The 15570-nt window shown below is 68.5% G+C and carries 16 protein-coding genes; 15 read left to right on the forward strand and 1 reads right to left on the reverse strand.

Annotation, left to right across the window (positions count from 1 at the left end; translation table 11 throughout):
• Positions 1 to 28 precede the first annotated feature (28 nt).
• The 15 genes from OVA06_RS18635 (at position 29) to OVA06_RS18705 (ending at position 14642) form a co-directional block, all read left to right on the forward strand.
• Positions 29 to 910: a shikimate dehydrogenase gene (locus OVA06_RS18635; protein ID WP_056080419.1), complete on the forward strand. Its 882-nt coding sequence runs from the start codon at positions 29 to 31 to the stop codon at positions 908 to 910.
• Positions 910 to 2784 (forward strand): bifunctional sugar phosphate isomerase/epimerase/4-hydroxyphenylpyruvate dioxygenase family protein, encoded by a 1875-nt coding sequence (locus tag OVA06_RS18640; protein WP_056080422.1) that lies wholly within the window; start codon positions 910 to 912, stop codon positions 2782 to 2784. Before OVA06_RS18635 ends, OVA06_RS18640 begins: the two co-directional genes overlap by 1 nt.
• Before the next feature lie 45 nt (positions 2785 to 2829).
• Positions 2830 to 3708 (forward strand): protocatechuate 3,4-dioxygenase subunit beta, encoded by an 879-nt coding sequence (gene pcaH, locus OVA06_RS18645; RefSeq protein ID WP_261618950.1) that lies wholly within the window; start codon positions 2830 to 2832, stop codon positions 3706 to 3708.
• 16 nt (positions 3709 to 3724) lie between these two features.
• The gene (pcaG, locus tag OVA06_RS18650; RefSeq protein WP_268160369.1) at positions 3725 to 4303 is read left to right on the forward strand and encodes a protocatechuate 3,4-dioxygenase subunit alpha; all 579 of its coding nucleotides are present in this window, start codon (positions 3725 to 3727) and stop codon (positions 4301 to 4303) included.
• Positions 4300 to 5772, forward strand: a complete 1473-nt coding sequence (locus tag OVA06_RS18655; protein WP_268160371.1) for a lyase family protein — start codon at positions 4300 to 4302, stop codon at positions 5770 to 5772. Before pcaG ends, OVA06_RS18655 begins: the two co-directional genes overlap by 4 nt.
• Positions 5765 to 6583: an alpha/beta fold hydrolase gene (locus OVA06_RS18660; protein ID WP_268160373.1), complete on the forward strand. Its 819-nt coding sequence runs from the start codon at positions 5765 to 5767 to the stop codon at positions 6581 to 6583. Before OVA06_RS18655 ends, OVA06_RS18660 begins: the two co-directional genes overlap by 8 nt.
• Entirely contained in the window at positions 6580 to 7050 is a 471-nt protein-coding gene (pcaC, locus tag OVA06_RS18665) for a 4-carboxymuconolactone decarboxylase (RefSeq protein ID WP_268160375.1), read from the forward strand. Before OVA06_RS18660 ends, pcaC begins: the two co-directional genes overlap by 4 nt.
• 104 nt (positions 7051 to 7154) lie before the next feature.
• Entirely contained in the window at positions 7155 to 8369 is a 1215-nt protein-coding gene (locus tag OVA06_RS18670; protein WP_268160377.1) for a thiolase family protein, read from the forward strand.
• 5 nt (positions 8370 to 8374) lie between these two features.
• Positions 8375 to 9064, forward strand: coding sequence for a 3-oxoacid CoA-transferase subunit A (locus OVA06_RS18675; RefSeq protein ID WP_261618955.1), 690 nt, complete (start codon positions 8375 to 8377; stop codon positions 9062 to 9064).
• A 1-nt stretch (position 9065) separates the two neighbouring features.
• Positions 9066 to 9767, forward strand: coding sequence for a 3-oxoacid CoA-transferase subunit B (locus OVA06_RS18680; RefSeq protein WP_268160380.1), 702 nt, complete (start codon positions 9066 to 9068; stop codon positions 9765 to 9767).
• Between the two features lie 11 nt (positions 9768 to 9778).
• Positions 9779 to 10588, forward strand: coding sequence for an IclR family transcriptional regulator domain-containing protein (locus OVA06_RS18685; RefSeq protein WP_268160382.1), 810 nt, complete (start codon positions 9779 to 9781; stop codon positions 10586 to 10588).
• A 177-nt stretch (positions 10589 to 10765) separates the two neighbouring features.
• Positions 10766 to 11935: a Re/Si-specific NAD(P)(+) transhydrogenase subunit alpha gene (locus tag OVA06_RS18690; RefSeq protein ID WP_268160854.1), complete on the forward strand. Its 1170-nt coding sequence runs from the start codon at positions 10766 to 10768 to the stop codon at positions 11933 to 11935.
• Positions 11935 to 12270 (forward strand): NAD(P) transhydrogenase subunit alpha, encoded by a 336-nt coding sequence (locus OVA06_RS18695; protein WP_268160384.1) that lies wholly within the window; start codon positions 11935 to 11937, stop codon positions 12268 to 12270. Before OVA06_RS18690 ends, OVA06_RS18695 begins: the two co-directional genes overlap by 1 nt.
• Complete coding sequence (locus OVA06_RS18700) at positions 12267 to 13640, forward strand: NAD(P)(+) transhydrogenase (Re/Si-specific) subunit beta (protein ID WP_268160386.1); 1374 nt, start codon at positions 12267 to 12269, stop codon at positions 13638 to 13640. Before OVA06_RS18695 ends, OVA06_RS18700 begins: the two co-directional genes overlap by 4 nt.
• An 81-nt stretch (positions 13641 to 13721) precedes the next feature.
• On the forward strand, positions 13722 to 14642 hold the full coding sequence (locus tag OVA06_RS18705; RefSeq protein ID WP_268160388.1) for a diacylglycerol/lipid kinase family protein: 921 nt from the start codon (positions 13722 to 13724) through the stop codon (positions 14640 to 14642).
• On the opposite strand, the gene OVA06_RS18710 is transcribed toward OVA06_RS18705, so the two are convergent.
• A complete protein-coding gene (locus OVA06_RS18710; protein ID WP_268160390.1) occupies positions 14626 to 15465 on the reverse strand; it encodes an ACT domain-containing protein in 840 nt (279 codons plus the stop codon). The two genes, OVA06_RS18705 and OVA06_RS18710, sit on opposite strands and share 17 nt — an antisense overlap.
• Between the last annotated feature and the right edge of the window lie 105 nt (positions 15466 to 15570).

Here is a 15570-nt window from a genome sequence, read left to right on the forward strand (position 1 = left end):
CGGTGCCGTTACCAAAGGAGCTGCACGGATGAGCCAACGAACTGAGTCCTACCTGGTGGGACTGGTCGGAGATGGCGTGACGCCATCGCTCACCCCGCCCATGCACGAACGGGAAGGTGACGTGCAGGGCCTGCGCTACCTGTACCGCCCCATCGACCTCCTCGAACTCGGCTTGGCCGGGGACTCAGTGGGCGAGGTCCTCCGCAGCGCCCGCACGCTGGGCTTCAACGGCCTGAACATCACGCATCCCTGCAAGCAGCTGGTCCTGCAGCACCTGGATGAGGTGAGCCCCGACGCCCGCCGGCTCGGCGCCGTCAACACCGTGGTCATCCGGGACGGCCGCTTCATTGGCCACAACACCGATTTCTCCGGCTTCGCCGCGGCGCTCGCCTCGGGTCTCCCCGGCGCGCGGCTGGACCGCGTGGTGCAGCTCGGCGCGGGAGGTGCCGGGTCCGCCGTCGCATACGCCCTGCTCAGCGCGGGCGTAACAGTGCTGGACCTGGTGGACATGGATCCAGGACGTGCCGCCGCTCGCGCCGCTGAGCTTTCCGGGTTCTTCCCGGACAGCACCGTTACGGCACGGGCGACGGCGGAGCTGCCGCAGCTCATGCCGCTGGCCGACGGCCTGGTGCACTGCACCCCGGTGGGCATGGCCGCGCACCCCGGCGTTCCGCTGGACCTGGAGCTGGTCGAATCCCGGCACTGGGTGGCCGATATTGTCTACCGGCCCATCGAGACCGAGCTGGTGCGCGGCGCGCGTGCCAAGGGCTGCGAGGTCCTGGACGGCGGCCGCATGGCCGTGGGGCAGGCTGCCGACGCCTTCCGGATCTTCACCGGCCTCGACGCCGACCCCGAGCGGATGCGCTCGCACTTCCTTGAGCTCGTGGCAGCCGAGGAGGTGGCCGCCTGATGCGTACGGGTATCGCCACCGTCTGCCTTTCCGGCACCCTGAAGGAAAAGATGCATGCCTGCGCCATTGCGGGCTTCGACGGCATCGAAATCTTCGAACAGGACCTGGTCACCTCGCCGCTGAGCCCTGAAGACGTGCGGAAAATGGCCGCAGACCTGGGGCTCGGCCTTGACCTCTACCAGCCGTTCCGGGATTTCGACGGCGTCACGCCGGACCTGCTCAAGGCCAACCTCCGGCGCGCCGAGGCCAAATTCAAGCTCATGTCCCGCCTGGGCATGGACACCATCCTGGTGTGCTCCAACGTTGCCACGGCCACGATCGATGACGACGGCGTCCGTGCCGAACAGCTCGCACAGCTCGCCGGGCTGGCCGGGGACCACGGCATCAAGGTGGCTTACGAGGCGCTGGCCTGGGGCAAGTACGTCAACGACTACGAACACGCCTACCGCCTGGTGGAGATGGTGGACCACCCCAACCTTGGCACCTGCCTGGACTCCTTCCACATCCTGTCCCGCGACTGGGACACCGCACCGATCGAGAAGATCAACCCGGAGAAGATCTTCTTCGTCCAGGTGGCCGACGCCCCCAAACTTTCCATGGACGTCCTGTCCTGGAGCCGCCACTACCGGGTCTTTCCGGGCGAAGGCCAGTTCGAGCTCGCCAAGTTCATGGGCCACGTGGTCCGCGCCGGCTACACCGGTCCGGTGTCGCTGGAGGTCTTCAACGATGTCTTCCGCCAGTCGGACACCGAGCGCACCGCAGTCGACGCGATGCGCTCGCTCATCTGGCTGGAGGAACAGAGCGCCAAGTGGCTCGCCGACAACGCCGGGAACGGCGCGGACGGTGCCCCGTCCGGCGGTGCCACGCTCCGGCGTCGTTATCCCATGGAACTGGCCACCCTCCCCAAGGTGAACCAACCCGCGGGCTTCAATTTTGCCGAGGTGAAGGCGGACAATACCGCGCAGCTGGAGAGGCTCCTGGGCCAGCTCGGCTTCGGATTCGAAGGCCGGCACCGTACCAAGGATGTCCAGCTGTGGTCCATGGGGCAGGCGCGGGTCATCATCAACGAACAGGCGGCCTCGCAGGCTGAGCCGTCCATCGCGGCCCTGGGGTTCGACGTCGATTCCCCCGTGATTGCCTCCGCCCGGGCCCAGCAGCTCAAGGCGCCGGTGGTGGCCCGCCGGGTCCAGGCCGACGAGGAAGTCTTCCAGGGCATCTCCGCCCCGGACACCACCGAGATCTTCCTCTGCCAGGGCAGCCCGGACGGCACCGCAGCGTGGACGCACGAGTTCGGTGAAGGGCTCGAGCATGCCCGTTCCGCACAGAACGCGGTGATCGACCACGTGAACCTGGCCCAGCCCTGGCAGCACTTCGACGAGGCCGTGCTCTTCTACACCAGCGCCCTCGCCCTCGAACCGCAGCCGTTCGCCGAGGTCCCCAGCCCCAGCGGCCTGGTCCGCTCCCAGGTTATGGAAACCGCCGACGGCGCGGTCCGGCTGGTGCTGAACCTCGCCCCGGTGCAGCAGGCCCACGGCCCGAAGACCTACCAGGAACACATCGCCTTCGCGGTGGACGACCTCGTGGCGGCGGCGCGGGCTGCCCGGGCCCGCGGCCTGGACTTCCTGCAGATTCCCGCCAACTATTACGAGGACCTGGACGCCCGGTTCGATCTTGACCCCGGATTTCTGGCCACGCTCCGGGAGCTCAATCTCCTGTACGACCGGGACGCGGACGGCGAGTTCCTGCACTTCTACACAGCCACCGTGGGCAGCGTGTTCTTCGAAATGGTTGAACGCCGCGGAAACTACAGCGGCTACGGCGCCCCGAACGCGCCCGTCCGCCACGCCGTCCAATACGACTCACTCCACCGCTGATATCTGCCCAACGCATCAATGAACACCCCCAGAAAGGAGCCGGACGTGCCGGAAGAGACCAACGCCCAGCCTGAATCGGACGAGTCCGTACCGCCCGCCGAGCCGAAGGCGGCCCACCTGCCGCTGGACAAGGCCATCGAAACCCAGGCCGACCTCAGTGCCGAGATCAACTCCCTCGGCGAGGCCTACCGGCGCGCGCTCAAGGACGGCGCGCAGCCGGAAACCCAGCCCCGCCTGGACTACCCGCCGTACCGGAGCAGCATCCTGCGCCACCCCACCAAGAGCCTGCACCATACGGATCCGGAAACCATCGAGCTGTACTCGCCGGCGTTCGGGCACCAGGACGTGCACGCGCTGGAATCGGACCTGACCATCCAGCACAACGGCGAACCCCAGGGTGAGCGGATCATCGTGGCCGGCCGCGTCCTGGACGGCGACGGCCGCCCGGTGGCCGGGCAGCTGGTGGAAATCTGGCAGGCGAACGCCTCCGGCCGCTACATCCACAAACGCGACCAGCACCCGGCACCCATTGACCCCAACTTCACGGGAATCGGCCGCTGCATCACCGGCCCGGACGGCTCGTACCGCTTCACCACCATCAAGCCCGGCGCCTACCCGTGGAAGAACCACCTGAACGCCTGGCGCCCGGCACACATCCACTTCTCGCTGTTCGGCACCGAGTTCACGCAGCGCATCATCACCCAGATGTACTTCCCCGGCGACCAGCTCTTCCCGCTGGACCCCATCTACCAGACCATCGTGGACCAGGACGCCCGCGACCGGCTGGTGGCCAGCTACGACCACAGCCTCACCGAGCCCGAGTGGGCCCTGGGCTACAACTGGGACATCGTCCTGACCGGGGCCAAGCGGACCTGGACCGAAAACGAGGCACTGGGTGCCGCCGGCGACGACGACAACGAATAGGCAGAGGACCACGCACATGAGCAACTCCACCAAACTCGTTCCCACCCCCGGCCAGACGGTGGGCCCGTTCTACGGCTACGCGCTCCCGTACGAGAAGGACAACGAGCTGCTGGCCCCCGGTTCGCCCGGATCCATCCGCCTGCAGGGCACCGTGTACGACGGCGCCGGCCAAACTATCCCGGACGCCATCCTGGAAATCTGGCAGCCTGACAGCGAGGGCAACGTGGTCCAGCGCACCGGCTCGCTGGTCCGCGACGGCTACACGTTCACCGGCTGGGGCCGCGGCGCCGTGGGCAACTCCGGCGTCTTCACCTTCACCACCGTGAACCCCGGCCCCACGAAACCCGTTCCTGGAAAAGCAGCGGCTGCGCCCTTTATTTCCGTAGCCATCTTTGCCCGCGGCCTGACCAACCGGCTGTTCACCCGCATCTACCTTCCGGAGGACACCGAGGCCCTGGCCAGCGACCCCCTGCTGAGCTCGCTGGATCCGGAGCGCCGCAGCACGCTGATCGCCCGCCGCGACCCCGATGGCGGCCTCACCTGGGATGTCCGCCTCCAGGGCGAGGGCGAGACGGTCTTCCTGGACTTCCAGTGACGCACTCCACTGCCGGGGATCTGCACCCCTTCGCGGACGGGGGCGACGCCGGCCTGCTCAGTCCCGTCTCGGCGTCGCCCCTGGTGGCGGCGCTCACCGGCGACCGTGCCGTGGTGGCGGCAATCCTCGCTGTCGAATCGGGCTGGGCCGCCGTGCTGGAACACGCCGGACTGGCACCAGCCTGGTCCGCCGCCGTCGTTGCCTCCGCTGCCGAGCCCGGGCGCTACGACGTGGCGGAGATCGCCCGGCGAGCCCAGGGCGGCGGCAACCCGGTGATCCCGCTGCTGGCGGACCTCCGGAAAAACGTCGCGGCGCTGGACACCGCCGGGGTTGGTGCCGGGAAAGCCGTGCACACCTCGCTGACCAGCCAGGACGTGCTGGACACGGCCCTGATGCTGCTGGCCAGGAACACGGTCCGCGCCGTGCTCGCTGACGTGAAGGGCACCACGACGGCGCTCGCCGCCCTGGCGCGGCAACATGCGGACACGCTGTGCGTGGGCAGGAGCCTGACGCAGCATTCGCTTCCCTATACTTTCGGGCTGCGGGCTGCGCAGTGGTTCCAGGGCGTGGCCGCCGCAGGCCGGCAACTGGAAAACCTGGAGTTCCCCGTCCAGTTCGGCGGTGCTGCGGGAACCCTTGCTGCAGGAACCGTGCTGACGGAGGGCGCCCCTTCCACGCCGTTCACCCTTGCCGGCGCGCTGGCGGCCCAGCTGGGCCTGGCACCGGCCCCGGCGCCCTGGCACACCAACCGCCTGGCCATCACCTCCCTGGGCCATGCGCTGGCATCCGTACTGAACGCCTTCGGCAAGATCGCCGCCGACGTCCTGTTCCTGAGCCGGCCCGAGGTGGCTGAGCTCGCCGAGCCGCGCGCGGCCGGACGGGGAGTGTCCTCCGCCATGCCGCAAAAGCAAAACCCCGTGCTGTCCGTCCTGGTCCGCAGCGCCGCCCTGCAGGCACCCCAGCTGGCCGCCCAGCTGCACGTGGCAGCCGCCAACTTCAACGACGAACGCCCCGACGGCGCCTGGCACACCGAGTGGCCGGCCCTGCGCCAGCTGCTGGCCCTGGCCCTCGGCGCAGCCGGCCACGCCCGCGAACTCGCCGAAGGGCTGCAGGTGTTCCCGGATGCCATGCGCCGCAACCTTGACCTCTCCGGCCCGCTGCTGCTGGCCGAGGGCGTCAGCGCCGCGGTGGCACCCCTGCTCGGAGACCAGGACGGCCGCAGCGGCAAGCAGCAGCTGCAGGACGTGGTGGACCGGACCCTCCAGGCGCCGCCCGCCGAGCAGGCCGGCACCTACCGCAAGCTGTTCCGCGAGGCCGTCCCCGCCGTCGTCGTTCCCGATGCCCGGCTGGAAGAACTCCTGGACCCCGCCAACTACTTGGGCCAGGCGGCGGAAATCTCCCGCCGCATCCTGGCGGCCTACCCCGAATTTGCTACCCCTACCGACGCGAATGGAGCTCCCCGTGGCTAAGCCGGCACTGAAGGCAGCGCTGCTGTCCCCCCAACGACCCCTGGGCGAGCACCCCCTTCTGTTGGTGGGCCCGTCCCTGGGCACCTCCTCCATCCTCTGGAACAGAACCGCATCCCTGCTTGGCACTGACTACGACGTGGTGGCCTGGGACCTGCCCGGCCACGGCGTTTCGCCAGCAGCGACCGAAGCGTTCGACGTTGCAGCCCTCGCGGACTCCGTGGTGGACCTGACCGACTCCGTTGCCCCCGGTGAAAACTTCCACTACGCCGGCGTCTCCCTGGGCGGCGCGGTGGGCCTGCAGCTGGGCATCAAGCACGGAGCACGGCTGAAAAGCCTGTCCGTGCAGAACAGCGGTGCCAAGATCGGAACCCCTGAAGGCTGGCTGGAACGCGCCGAAACCGTCCGGACCCAGGGCACGCCGGTGATGATCCAGGGCTCCGCCGAACGCTGGTTCGCCCCCGGGTTTATGGACAGCCAGCCGGAACTGAGCAGCCGCCTCCTGCACGCCCTGCGCGACGCCGACCGGTTCAGCTATGCGTTCTGCTGCGAAGCGCTGGCGGCGTTCGATGTCCGGTCCGAACTCGGCAGCATCCGGGTTCCCACCCAGGTGATCGCCGGTGCCCTAGACGGCGTCGCCACGCCTGCGATGGCCGATGACGTGGCCGCAGGAATCACCGGCGGCGGCGGAACCGCCACGGCCGTCACGCTCGAAGGCACCGCCCACCTGGCACCCGCTGAAGCTCCCGCCCACGTGGCCGAGCTGATGCGCGGGCTGATCAGCTGGGCCGAATCACAGGTGGCAGCGAAGTGAACGGCCCCGGACAGCCTGATCCGGCGCGCAACGGCGTGGTCCAGCCCGGCGCCACCAGCCAGGACATATACGACGGCGGCATGGCCGTCCGGCGCGAAGTCCTCAGCGACGAGCACGTGGACCGGGCCAACGCCGCCAAGGACGGGTTCACCGAGGACTTCCAGGACATGATCACGCGGATCGCGTGGGGCGGAATCTGGACGCGGCCCGGCCTGACCCGGCAGATGCGATCCGCCGTCACCATCACGGCCATGGTGGCGCACGGGCATTGGGAGGAGCTGGCCATGCATATCCGGGCAGCCCTCACCAACGGCCTGAGCAGGGACGAGATCAAGGAAATCCTGCTGCAGACCGCCATTTACTGCGGGGTCCCTTCCGCAAACACTGCCTTCAAGACAGCGCAGCAGGTGTTCCGCGACATGGACAAAACGGCCACGGACCCCTCTGCGCCCACCCCACCCAACTAACCCCCTTCCCAACTAGCTCGCAGTTGTTGTCGTTTTGAGCCCTCATAACGACAACAACTGCGACCTAGTTGGGAAACCACCCGCAGAATCTTTCGAGGAGCATTGTGAATCAGGCTTTTGTGTACGACGCCGTGCGTACCCCTTTCGGTAAGTTCGGTTCAGGTTTGGCGTCTGTGCGTCCGGATGACCTGGCTGCGCACGTGATCCGGGAGTCCGTGCGGCGGGCGCCGGGGCTTGATCCGGAGCGGATCGATGAGGTGGTCTTTGGCAATGCCAACGGCGCCGGCGAGGAGAACCGCAACATTGCCCGGATGGGCACATTGCTGGCGGGGTTGCCGGTGTCGATTCCGGGGACGTCGGTCAACCGGTTGTGTGGGTCCTCGCTGGACGCGGCGATCATCGCTTCGCGGCAGATCAATGCCGGGGACGCCGAGTTGATGCTGGTGGGCGGCGCGGAGTCGATGTCCCGGGCCCCGTGGGTGTTGCCGAAAACGGAGAAGCCTTACCCGGCCGGGGACATGACGCTGGCCTCCACCACCCTGGGCTGGCGCCTGGTGAACAAGGCCATGCCGGCGGAGTGGACGATTTCGTTGGGCGAGGCCACCGAACGGTTGCGGGAGAAGTACGGCGTGACGCGGGAACAGCAGGACGAATTCGCCGCCAACTCCCACAACCTGTCCGCCGCCGCCTGGGATGAGGGCTTCTACGACAACCTGGTGACACAGGTTCCGGGCACTGACCTGGTCCGGGACGAGGGCATCCGGGCCGGTTCGTCGGCGGCGAAGCTCGCGGGCCTGAAGACCGTGTTCCGTGCAGAGGGTGGGACGGTAACGGCGGGGAACGCCTCCCCGCTGTCGGACGGTGCTTCCGCAGCCTGGATCGGCTCCGAAAATGCTGCCGGGCTGTTGGGGCTGGAGCCGCTGGCCCGGATCGCGGGCCGTGGCGCGCATGGGAACGATCCGCAGTTCTTCGGGTACGCCCCGGTGGAGGCGGCGAACAAGGCCCTCGCGAAGGCGGGTATCGGCTGGGACCAGGTGGGCGCCGTCGAACTTAATGAGGCGTTTGCCGCGCAGTCCCTCGCCTGCATCAACGCCTGGGGCATCGACCCGTCGATCGTGAACCGGCACGGCGGGGCGATCGCGATGGGCCACCCGCTGGGTGCCTCGGGCACCCGGATCCTGGGCACCCTGGCCCGGTCGCTGCAGGCCTCCGGGGAACGCTGGGGTGTTGCGGCGATCTGCATCGGCGTGGGCCAGGGCCTGGCCGTTGTCCTCGAAAACGTCACGGCTGCCCCGTCGGCAAAACCAGTGAAGGGCTGAGAGAGATGCTGAATTTCGTAGACACCGTGGCCGATGCCGTGGCCGGGATCAAAGACGGTTCCACGGTGATGATCGGCGGGTTCGGGAACGCCGGGCAGCCGTTTGAGCTGATTGACGCGCTGCTTGAGTGCGGGGCCAAGGAGCTGACGGTGGTGAACAACAACGCCGGGCAGGGGGACCAGGGCCTGGCGCTGCTGATCAAGGAAGGCCGGGTAAAGAAGATGATCTGCTCCTTCCCGCGGCAGTCCGATTCGTGGCACTTCGATGCCAAGTACAAGGCCGGGGAAATCGAACTCGAGCTGGTGCCGCAGGGCAACCTGGCCGAACGGATCCGCGCCGCGGGCGCCGGGATCGGTGGGTTCTTCACCCCTACCGGGTACGGGACCATGCTGGCCGAGGGCAAGGAAACCCGGATCATTGACGGGCGCGGGCAGGTCTTCGAAACACCGATCCATGCCGACGTCGCCCTGATCAAGGCCCTGAAGGCCGACGGCAAGGGCAACCTGGTCTACCGCAAGACCGCCCGGAACTTCGGGCCCATCATGGCTGCGGCCGCCAAGCACACCATCGTCCAGGTCGCCGAGATCGTGCCTACCGGAGGGCTGGACCCGGAAAACGTGGTCACCCCCGGGATCTACGTCAACAGCATCGTCAAAGTTGCCGGCAGCGGCAACACGGCAGAAAAGGCGGCCTGAGATGAGCCTCACCGAAACGTCCATCCAGACCTCCGACGCACCAATGGGACGCGATGACCTCGCCCGGCTGGTGGCCCGGGACATTGCCCCGGGATCGTTTGTGAACCTGGGTATCGGCCAGCCGACCCTGGTGTCGAACTACCTCACCGAGGAACAGAACATCACCCTCCACACCGAGAACGGGATGCTCGGCATGGGCCCCGCCGCCGAAGATGACGAGATCGACGGCGATTTGATCAATGCCGGCAAGATCCCCGTCACCGAACTCCCCGGCGCCTCGTACTTCCACCATGCCGACTCGTTCGCGATCATGCGCGGCGGGCACCTGGACATCTGCGTCCTCGGCGCGTTCCAGGTCTCCGCCACCGGTGACCTCGCGAACTGGCACACCGGGGCACCCGGGGCGATTCCCGCCGTCGGCGGTGCCATGGACCTGGCCACCGGCGCCAAGGACGTCTTCGTGATGATGACCCTGCTGACCCGCGACGGCGCGTCCAAGATCGTGGAGTCCTGCACCTACCCGCTCACCGGCGTCGGCTGCGTCACCCGCGTCTACACCGACAAAGCCGTCTTCCTCACCGGACCCGACGGCGTCACCGTCCGCGAAACCTTCGGCACCACCCTCGAAGAACTCCAGGAACTGGTACCCGTCCCCCTCAAGGCCGCACCCGCCGCCGGACGCCGGGACCCTGGCGCACCCTAGGATTGGTAACCATGACCGACGCCGTCCGCACAGACACCCAGCCACCGCAGGCCAGCGACCAGTTCGTCCAGTCGCTTGCCCGCGGGCTGGCCGTGATCCGCGCCTTCGACGCCGACCGGCCCGTTATGACCCTCAGCGAGGTTGCAGGCCAAACCGGCCTGACCCGGGCCACGGCGCGGCGGTTCCTGCACACCCTGGTGGAGCTGGGATACGTCCGGACGGACGGAAAGACGTTTGCCCTCACGGCCAAGGTCCTCCAGCTCGGCTACGCCTACCTCTCCGGGCTGTCGCTGCCGCAGCTGGCCCAGCCGCACCTGGAAGAGCTGTCCCTGAAACTGGGGGAGTCGACGTCGGCCGCTGTCCTGGACGGCGTGGACATCGCCTACATCGCCCGGGTGACCACGCGGCGGATCATGACCATCGGCATCACCGTGGGTACCCGGTTCCCTGCCTACGCCACCTCCATGGGGCGGGTGCTCCTGGCCAACCTGCCGGCCCCGGCCCTCAAGGAATACCTCGCCGCAGCGGACATCAGGCCGCTCACGCCCCGGGCCCTGGGGACGGTCCCGGAACTGTTGGCGGTGCTGGAGACCGTCCGGGCGCAGGGCTGGTGCCTGCTGGACCAGGAACTGGAACCGGGCCTGATGTCCGTGGCGGCACCGGTGTTTGACGGGACCAAGGTGGTGGCGGCGGTCAACGTGTCGCTGCAGGCCCAGTCGGTGGCAGCCCGGGAGGACCCGGAAGCCTACCTGGCGTCGGTGGCGCAGGAGATCACGGCCACCGCCAAGCTCATCTCCGCGGACCTCACCGCCCGCGGCTGATTCCCCCGGCCAGGCAACGGGCAGGCCCAGGGCGGAACACCCCCAAGGTAACTGTTTGCCACCCAAGCCCGCCGCACTACTCCCGCAGCAGCAGCGTGCGCTCTAGACTCAACCCAACTGTGCGCAGCAGAGCGGCTGCCGCAAGACTGCCGGACGCGGCAGGAAGGGAGCGTGCGGGTGAAACTGGGCATTCCGCGGGAGCGCCGGCAGGGCGAACGGCGCGTGGCCGCCACTCCCGACACGGTGAAGCAGCTGGCCGGAATGGGCCTTGACGTCCTGATCGAGGCGGGCGCGGGCGACGCCGCAGGGCACCCGGACCGCGAGTACACGGAGGCCGGCGCCGCCGTCGTTCCTGAACTGGACACCGGCGCCGTGGATATCCTGGCGCATGTCCGCCCGCTGGACCCGCACACGGCCGCCGCGCTGAAAAGGGGAGCTGTCACCGTGGGGCTCGCGTCGCCGTCGTCCGAGTTGCCCACCGTGCGGGCACTTGCGGAGGTGGGCGCCACGTCCTTCGCCCTTGAACTGGTGCCGCGCATCTCCCGCGCCCAGTCCATGGACGCGCTCAGCTCCCAGGCCCTGGTGGCCGGGTACCGCTGCGTGCTGGAGGCCGCCATCCGGCTGCCCAGGTTCTTCCCCCTCTACATGACCGCCGCCGGAACGGTCCCGCCCGCGCGGGTCCTGGTCCTCGGCGCCGGCGTGGCAGGGCTGCAGGCGATCGGCACGGCCAAACGGCTTGGCGCCCGGGTGTCCGCCAATGACATCCGGCCCGCCTCCGCGGACGAGGTCGCTTCCATGGGTGGCACCTTCATCCGCCTGGACCTGGAAACCGCGGAAGCTGCCGGCGGCTACGCCCGCCAGCTCAGTTCCGACGCCGGCACCCGGCAGCGGCAGTTGCTCGCGCCGCACGTCGCGCAATCGGATGTCCTGATTACGACGGCGGCCGTGCCGGGCAGGCGGGCACCGCTCCTGGTGACCCGGGACATGGTGCAGGGCATGCGGCCCGGATCGGTCGTCGTAGACCTCGCCGCGGAATCCGGCGGGAACGTGGAAGGCGTGGTTCCCGGCGAGGACATCGCGGTCCCCACCGCCGACGGTGCCGGCCACGTGACCCTGGTGGGACTGAAGGACCCGGCCTCCGCCATGGCGTCCGACGCCTCCCGCCTCTATGCCAAGAACGTGGCCAACCTCCTGGCGCTGGTGGTCCGGGACGGGGAACTCGTCCTGGACTTCGAGGACGAGGTGGTGGCAGGGGCCTGTTTTGCCCACGACGGCGAAGTGCGGCACCGGCCCACCGCAGAGCTGCTCGGCGAAGCAGCCCGGGCCGGGCAGGAAGGGGTGCTCTGATGGACGGAATAAGCCTGCTGACCATCACGGTCCTGGCCGTCTTTGTGGGATTCGAGGTGGTGTCCAAGGTCTCCAGCACCCTGCACACCCCGCTGATGTCCGGCGCCAACGCCATCCACGGCATCATCCTGGTGGGTGCCATCATCGTTGCCGGCCAGGCCACCGACCCGTGGGTCCTCGCGGTGGCCCTGCTCGCCGTCGTCCTGGCCACAGCCAACCTCGTGGGCGGCTTCGTGGTGACGGACCGGATGCTGCACATGTTCCACGCCAGGAAGGACACTTCCCGCACGGGTGCCGCGCAGTCCGGCGCCGCGCAGAAGGCGGACGGGAAATGAGCATCCTCGAGCCCGCCTGGACCGCCCTGCTCTATCTGGCCGCCGCGGTCTTCTTCATCCTCGCCCTGCGCGGGCTCAGCTCCCCCCGCACCGCCCGCCGCGGCAACCTGATCGGTGCCTTCGGTGCCCTGATCGCCGTCGTCACCGTGTTCCTCTCCGCCCGGCTCGAGAACATCCCCTGGATCCTGGGCGCCATCGCCGTGGGATCCGCGGTGGCGGCGCCGGTGGCACGGCGCGTGAAGATGACGCAGATGCCCCAGCTGGTGGCGCTGTTCAACGGTGTGGGCGGCGGTGCGGCGGCGCTGGTGGCGCTCCTGGAACTGCCGCATGCTGAGGGGCCCTGGGTGCGGCTGGCCATCGTGTTCACCCTCCTCGTAGGTGCGGTCTCCTTCGCCGGATCCGGGGTGACGTTTGCCAAGCTGCAGGAACTGATGACCACCCGGCCGGTGCTGTTTCCGGGCCTGCCCGTGGTGATGGCTGCGGTACTGCTGGCGTCTGTGGCGGCCGCCGTCGCCGTCGTGATCAGCGGATCCACGGCGTTCGCGGTGCTGCTGCTGGCCCTGGGCCTCGGGGCCGGCGTCCTGCTGGTGCTGCCCGTGGGCGGCGCGGATGTACCCATTGTGATTTCGCTGCTGAACGCTTTTACCGGCCTGGCCGTCGCGGCGTCCGGCCTGGTGCTGGGCAACGTGCTGCTGGTGGTGGCCGGCACCCTGGTGGGGGCGTCCGGCACCATCCTGACCCGCGCCATGGCGGCGGCGATGGGCCGCAGCGTGGCGGGCATCCTGTTCGGCGCGTTCCGGGGAGGTTCGACGGCGGGATCCACCGCCGTGAGCGAACGCCCGGTGCGGTCCTCCACGCCTGAGGATGTGGCGGTGCTCCTGCGGTATGCGCAGCGGGTGATCATCGTCCCCGGGTACGGCTTGGCGGTGGCACAGGGGCAGCATACGGCGGCGGAACTGGCGCAGGCGCTGGAAGCCCGGGGGATCGAGGTGGACTTTGCCATCCACCCCGTGGCGGGCCGGATGCCGGGGCACATGAACGTGCTCCTGGCCGAGGCCAACGTGCCGTACGAGTCCCTCAAGGAAATGGTGGAGATCAACCCTGAGTTCAAGAACGCGGATGTGGCCCTGGTGGTGGGCGCCAACGACGTAGTGAATCCTGCGGCCAAGACGTCCTCCGGGTCACCGATTTACGGCATGCCCATCCTGGAGGTCTCTGCCGCGCGCCAGGTGGTGTTCCTCAAGCGCTCCATGCGCCCTGGCTTCGCCGGTATCGAAAACGAACTGCTGTACGAGCCTCAGACCTCCCTGCTATTCGGTGACGCCAAGGATTCGCTCGCCCGGGTGCTGGGGGCGGTCAAGGCCCTCTAGCCGGACTTGGCCGGAAGGCGGCGGCGGGCAGGCTACTCTTCTCTCAGAAGCTTGCTTTCCATTCCGCCACTGAAGGACGCCATGACTGCCAATAGCTCCACCTCCCCCAAACGCGCCGCCATCATCGTCAATCCGGCCAAGCCGGTGGAGTTCGATGTGCGCGGCCTGGTGGCCAAGCACTGCGTGGAAAACGGCTGGGGCGAGGCCATCTGGCTGGAGACCACCAAGGAGGACCCGGGTGTGGGCCAGGCGAAGGAAGCCCTGGCGCAGGGAGCGGACATCGTCATCGCAGCCGGGGGTGACGGCACTGTCCGGTGCGTGGCCGAGGTCCTGGCGGGCGGGGACGTCCCCATGGGCCTGCTGCCGCTGGGCACGGGAAACCTGCTGGCCCGCAACCTGGGTATGGACGTCACGGATTACGACGGCGCCATGGCCGGAGCCCTGAGCGGCACCGAACGCAAGATCGACGTGGTCCGCGCAAAGCGCAGCGAGCCGGACAAGGAACAGCTCTTCTTGGTCATGGCCGGCGTGGGCTATGACGCCACCATCATGGCGGACACCAACGAGGACCTGAAGGACAAAGTGGGCTGGCTGGCCTACGTGGACGCCGGAATCCGCAACCTGCCCGGCAAGCCGGTCAAGGCCACCGTAGTGATCGATGGCCAGACGGTGGTGCACCGCGGTGTCCGCAGCGTGATGGTGGGCAACTGCGGGAAGGTCCAGGGCAACCTGGAGATCTTCCCCGATGCCAAGGTGGACGACGGTCTGCTGGACATTGCCGTGCTGGCCCCGCACCACGGCAAGCTGGGCTGGCTTTCCGTGCTGGCGGGCATCCTCGGCAAGGGCCGGAACCGGGACACCGCCGTCGAATACTTCCAGGGCAAGTCTGTGGAAATCACCCTCGAACACGCGGACGACTACCAGCTGGACGGGGACCACGAGGGCGAGGGCAAGCACGTCCTGATGACCATGGAGCCGGGCGCCCTCACGCTCCGGATGTAACTCCGGGCCGGTGTGCCAGGATCTCCGCGAGTTCGGCCAGCCGGTGGGCGCGCGCCGATTCCGCCGGGGTGAAGGGCTCGCCCGGCCGGGCGAAAACGAGGGGCCCGTGCCATGCCGTTGGGACCTTGAGGTGGGTCCCGTCGTCGGGCATTTTCACGGGAACGCCCGACGACGGGACGATCCGCGCGCCCAGCAGCTCGGCCACGGCGAGGGGCAGCTCGTCCGGGGCGTCGGCGATCCGGGCCGCGAGGCTGAGCGCCCTGGTCTGACCGTCCGCCATGGCAAGTGCGGTGGTGGGCCACACGTGCGCACGGCTGCCGCCGCCGTCGTGCAATGCCGCCAGCAGCTCCCGTTCACCCATGGTGCCGGGAGCCGACAACACAAACTCATCCAGCACGCCGCCAGGGACCGGGTGCACGTGGATGCCCAGGATGTTGATGCCGTTCCGGGCCAGGGTGCCCGTGATTCCCTCCAGTGAACCGGGCTCATCCCGCAGAACCGTGCGCGCCCGCCACAGGGCGGGCGCGGCTCCCAGCTTCCGTCGGTGGCGCAGCGCCGGAGCGTGCAGCCAGCCGCGCAGGATCCGGGCAGCGGACGGTTCGGCCACCCAGATCACCAGCACAGTGGCCGTCAGCGTGAGCACCAGGACCTTGGCGACATAGGGCAGGTGGGTTTCCACGACGGCGGCATGGACCAGCAACTCGATGGGCAGCATCACGGCCACGTTGGCGAGGGTCAGGCGGGCTTTGGTTGGCTCGGGCATCATGCCACAGACTTCGCAACTCAGTTCGGCGGCGGGCGTGGCCCGTGATAAGCGCTTCATGTCCCAAGCATCCGGGGCTGCTGTTTCTACGGCATTGCCTGCCGATTCCATTCAAGGGAATTAAAGAGGCGGGTTCGGGCGCCGCCGCCGTACGATTTACCAGGA

The organism is Pseudarthrobacter sp. SL88 (assembly GCF_026672455.1).
In the GTDB taxonomy this organism is placed as follows: Bacteria; Actinomycetota; Actinomycetes; order Actinomycetales; family Micrococcaceae; genus Arthrobacter.

Excerpts from the sequence above, each read along its gene's own strand:
- OVA06_RS18680 (WP_268160380.1), top strand. The coding sequence starts at position 9,066 with ATGAGCCTCACCGAAACGTCCATCCAGACCTCCGACGCACCAATGGGA.
- OVA06_RS18685 (WP_268160382.1), top strand. The coding sequence starts at position 9,779 with ATGACCGACGCCGTCCGCACAGACACCCAGCCACCGCAGGCCAGCGAC.
- OVA06_RS18675 (WP_261618955.1), top strand. The coding sequence starts at position 8,375 with ATGCTGAATTTCGTAGACACCGTGGCCGATGCCGTGGCCGGGATCAAA.
- OVA06_RS18640 (WP_056080422.1), top strand. The coding sequence starts at position 910 with ATGCGTACGGGTATCGCCACCGTCTGCCTTTCCGGCACCCTGAAGGAA.
- OVA06_RS18700 (WP_268160386.1), top strand. The coding sequence starts at position 12,267 with ATGAGCATCCTCGAGCCCGCCTGGACCGCCCTGCTCTATCTGGCCGCC.
- pcaG (WP_268160369.1), top strand. The coding sequence starts at position 3,725 with ATGAGCAACTCCACCAAACTCGTTCCCACCCCCGGCCAGACGGTGGGC.
- OVA06_RS18635 (WP_056080419.1), top strand. The coding sequence starts at position 29 with ATGAGCCAACGAACTGAGTCCTACCTGGTGGGACTGGTCGGAGATGGC.
- OVA06_RS18695 (WP_268160384.1), top strand. The coding sequence starts at position 11,935 with ATGGACGGAATAAGCCTGCTGACCATCACGGTCCTGGCCGTCTTTGTG.
- OVA06_RS18710 (WP_268160390.1), bottom strand. The coding sequence starts at position 15,465 with ATGAAGCGCTTATCACGGGCCACGCCCGCCGCCGAACTGAGTTGCGAA.
- OVA06_RS18705 (WP_268160388.1), top strand. The coding sequence starts at position 13,722 with ATGACTGCCAATAGCTCCACCTCCCCCAAACGCGCCGCCATCATCGTC.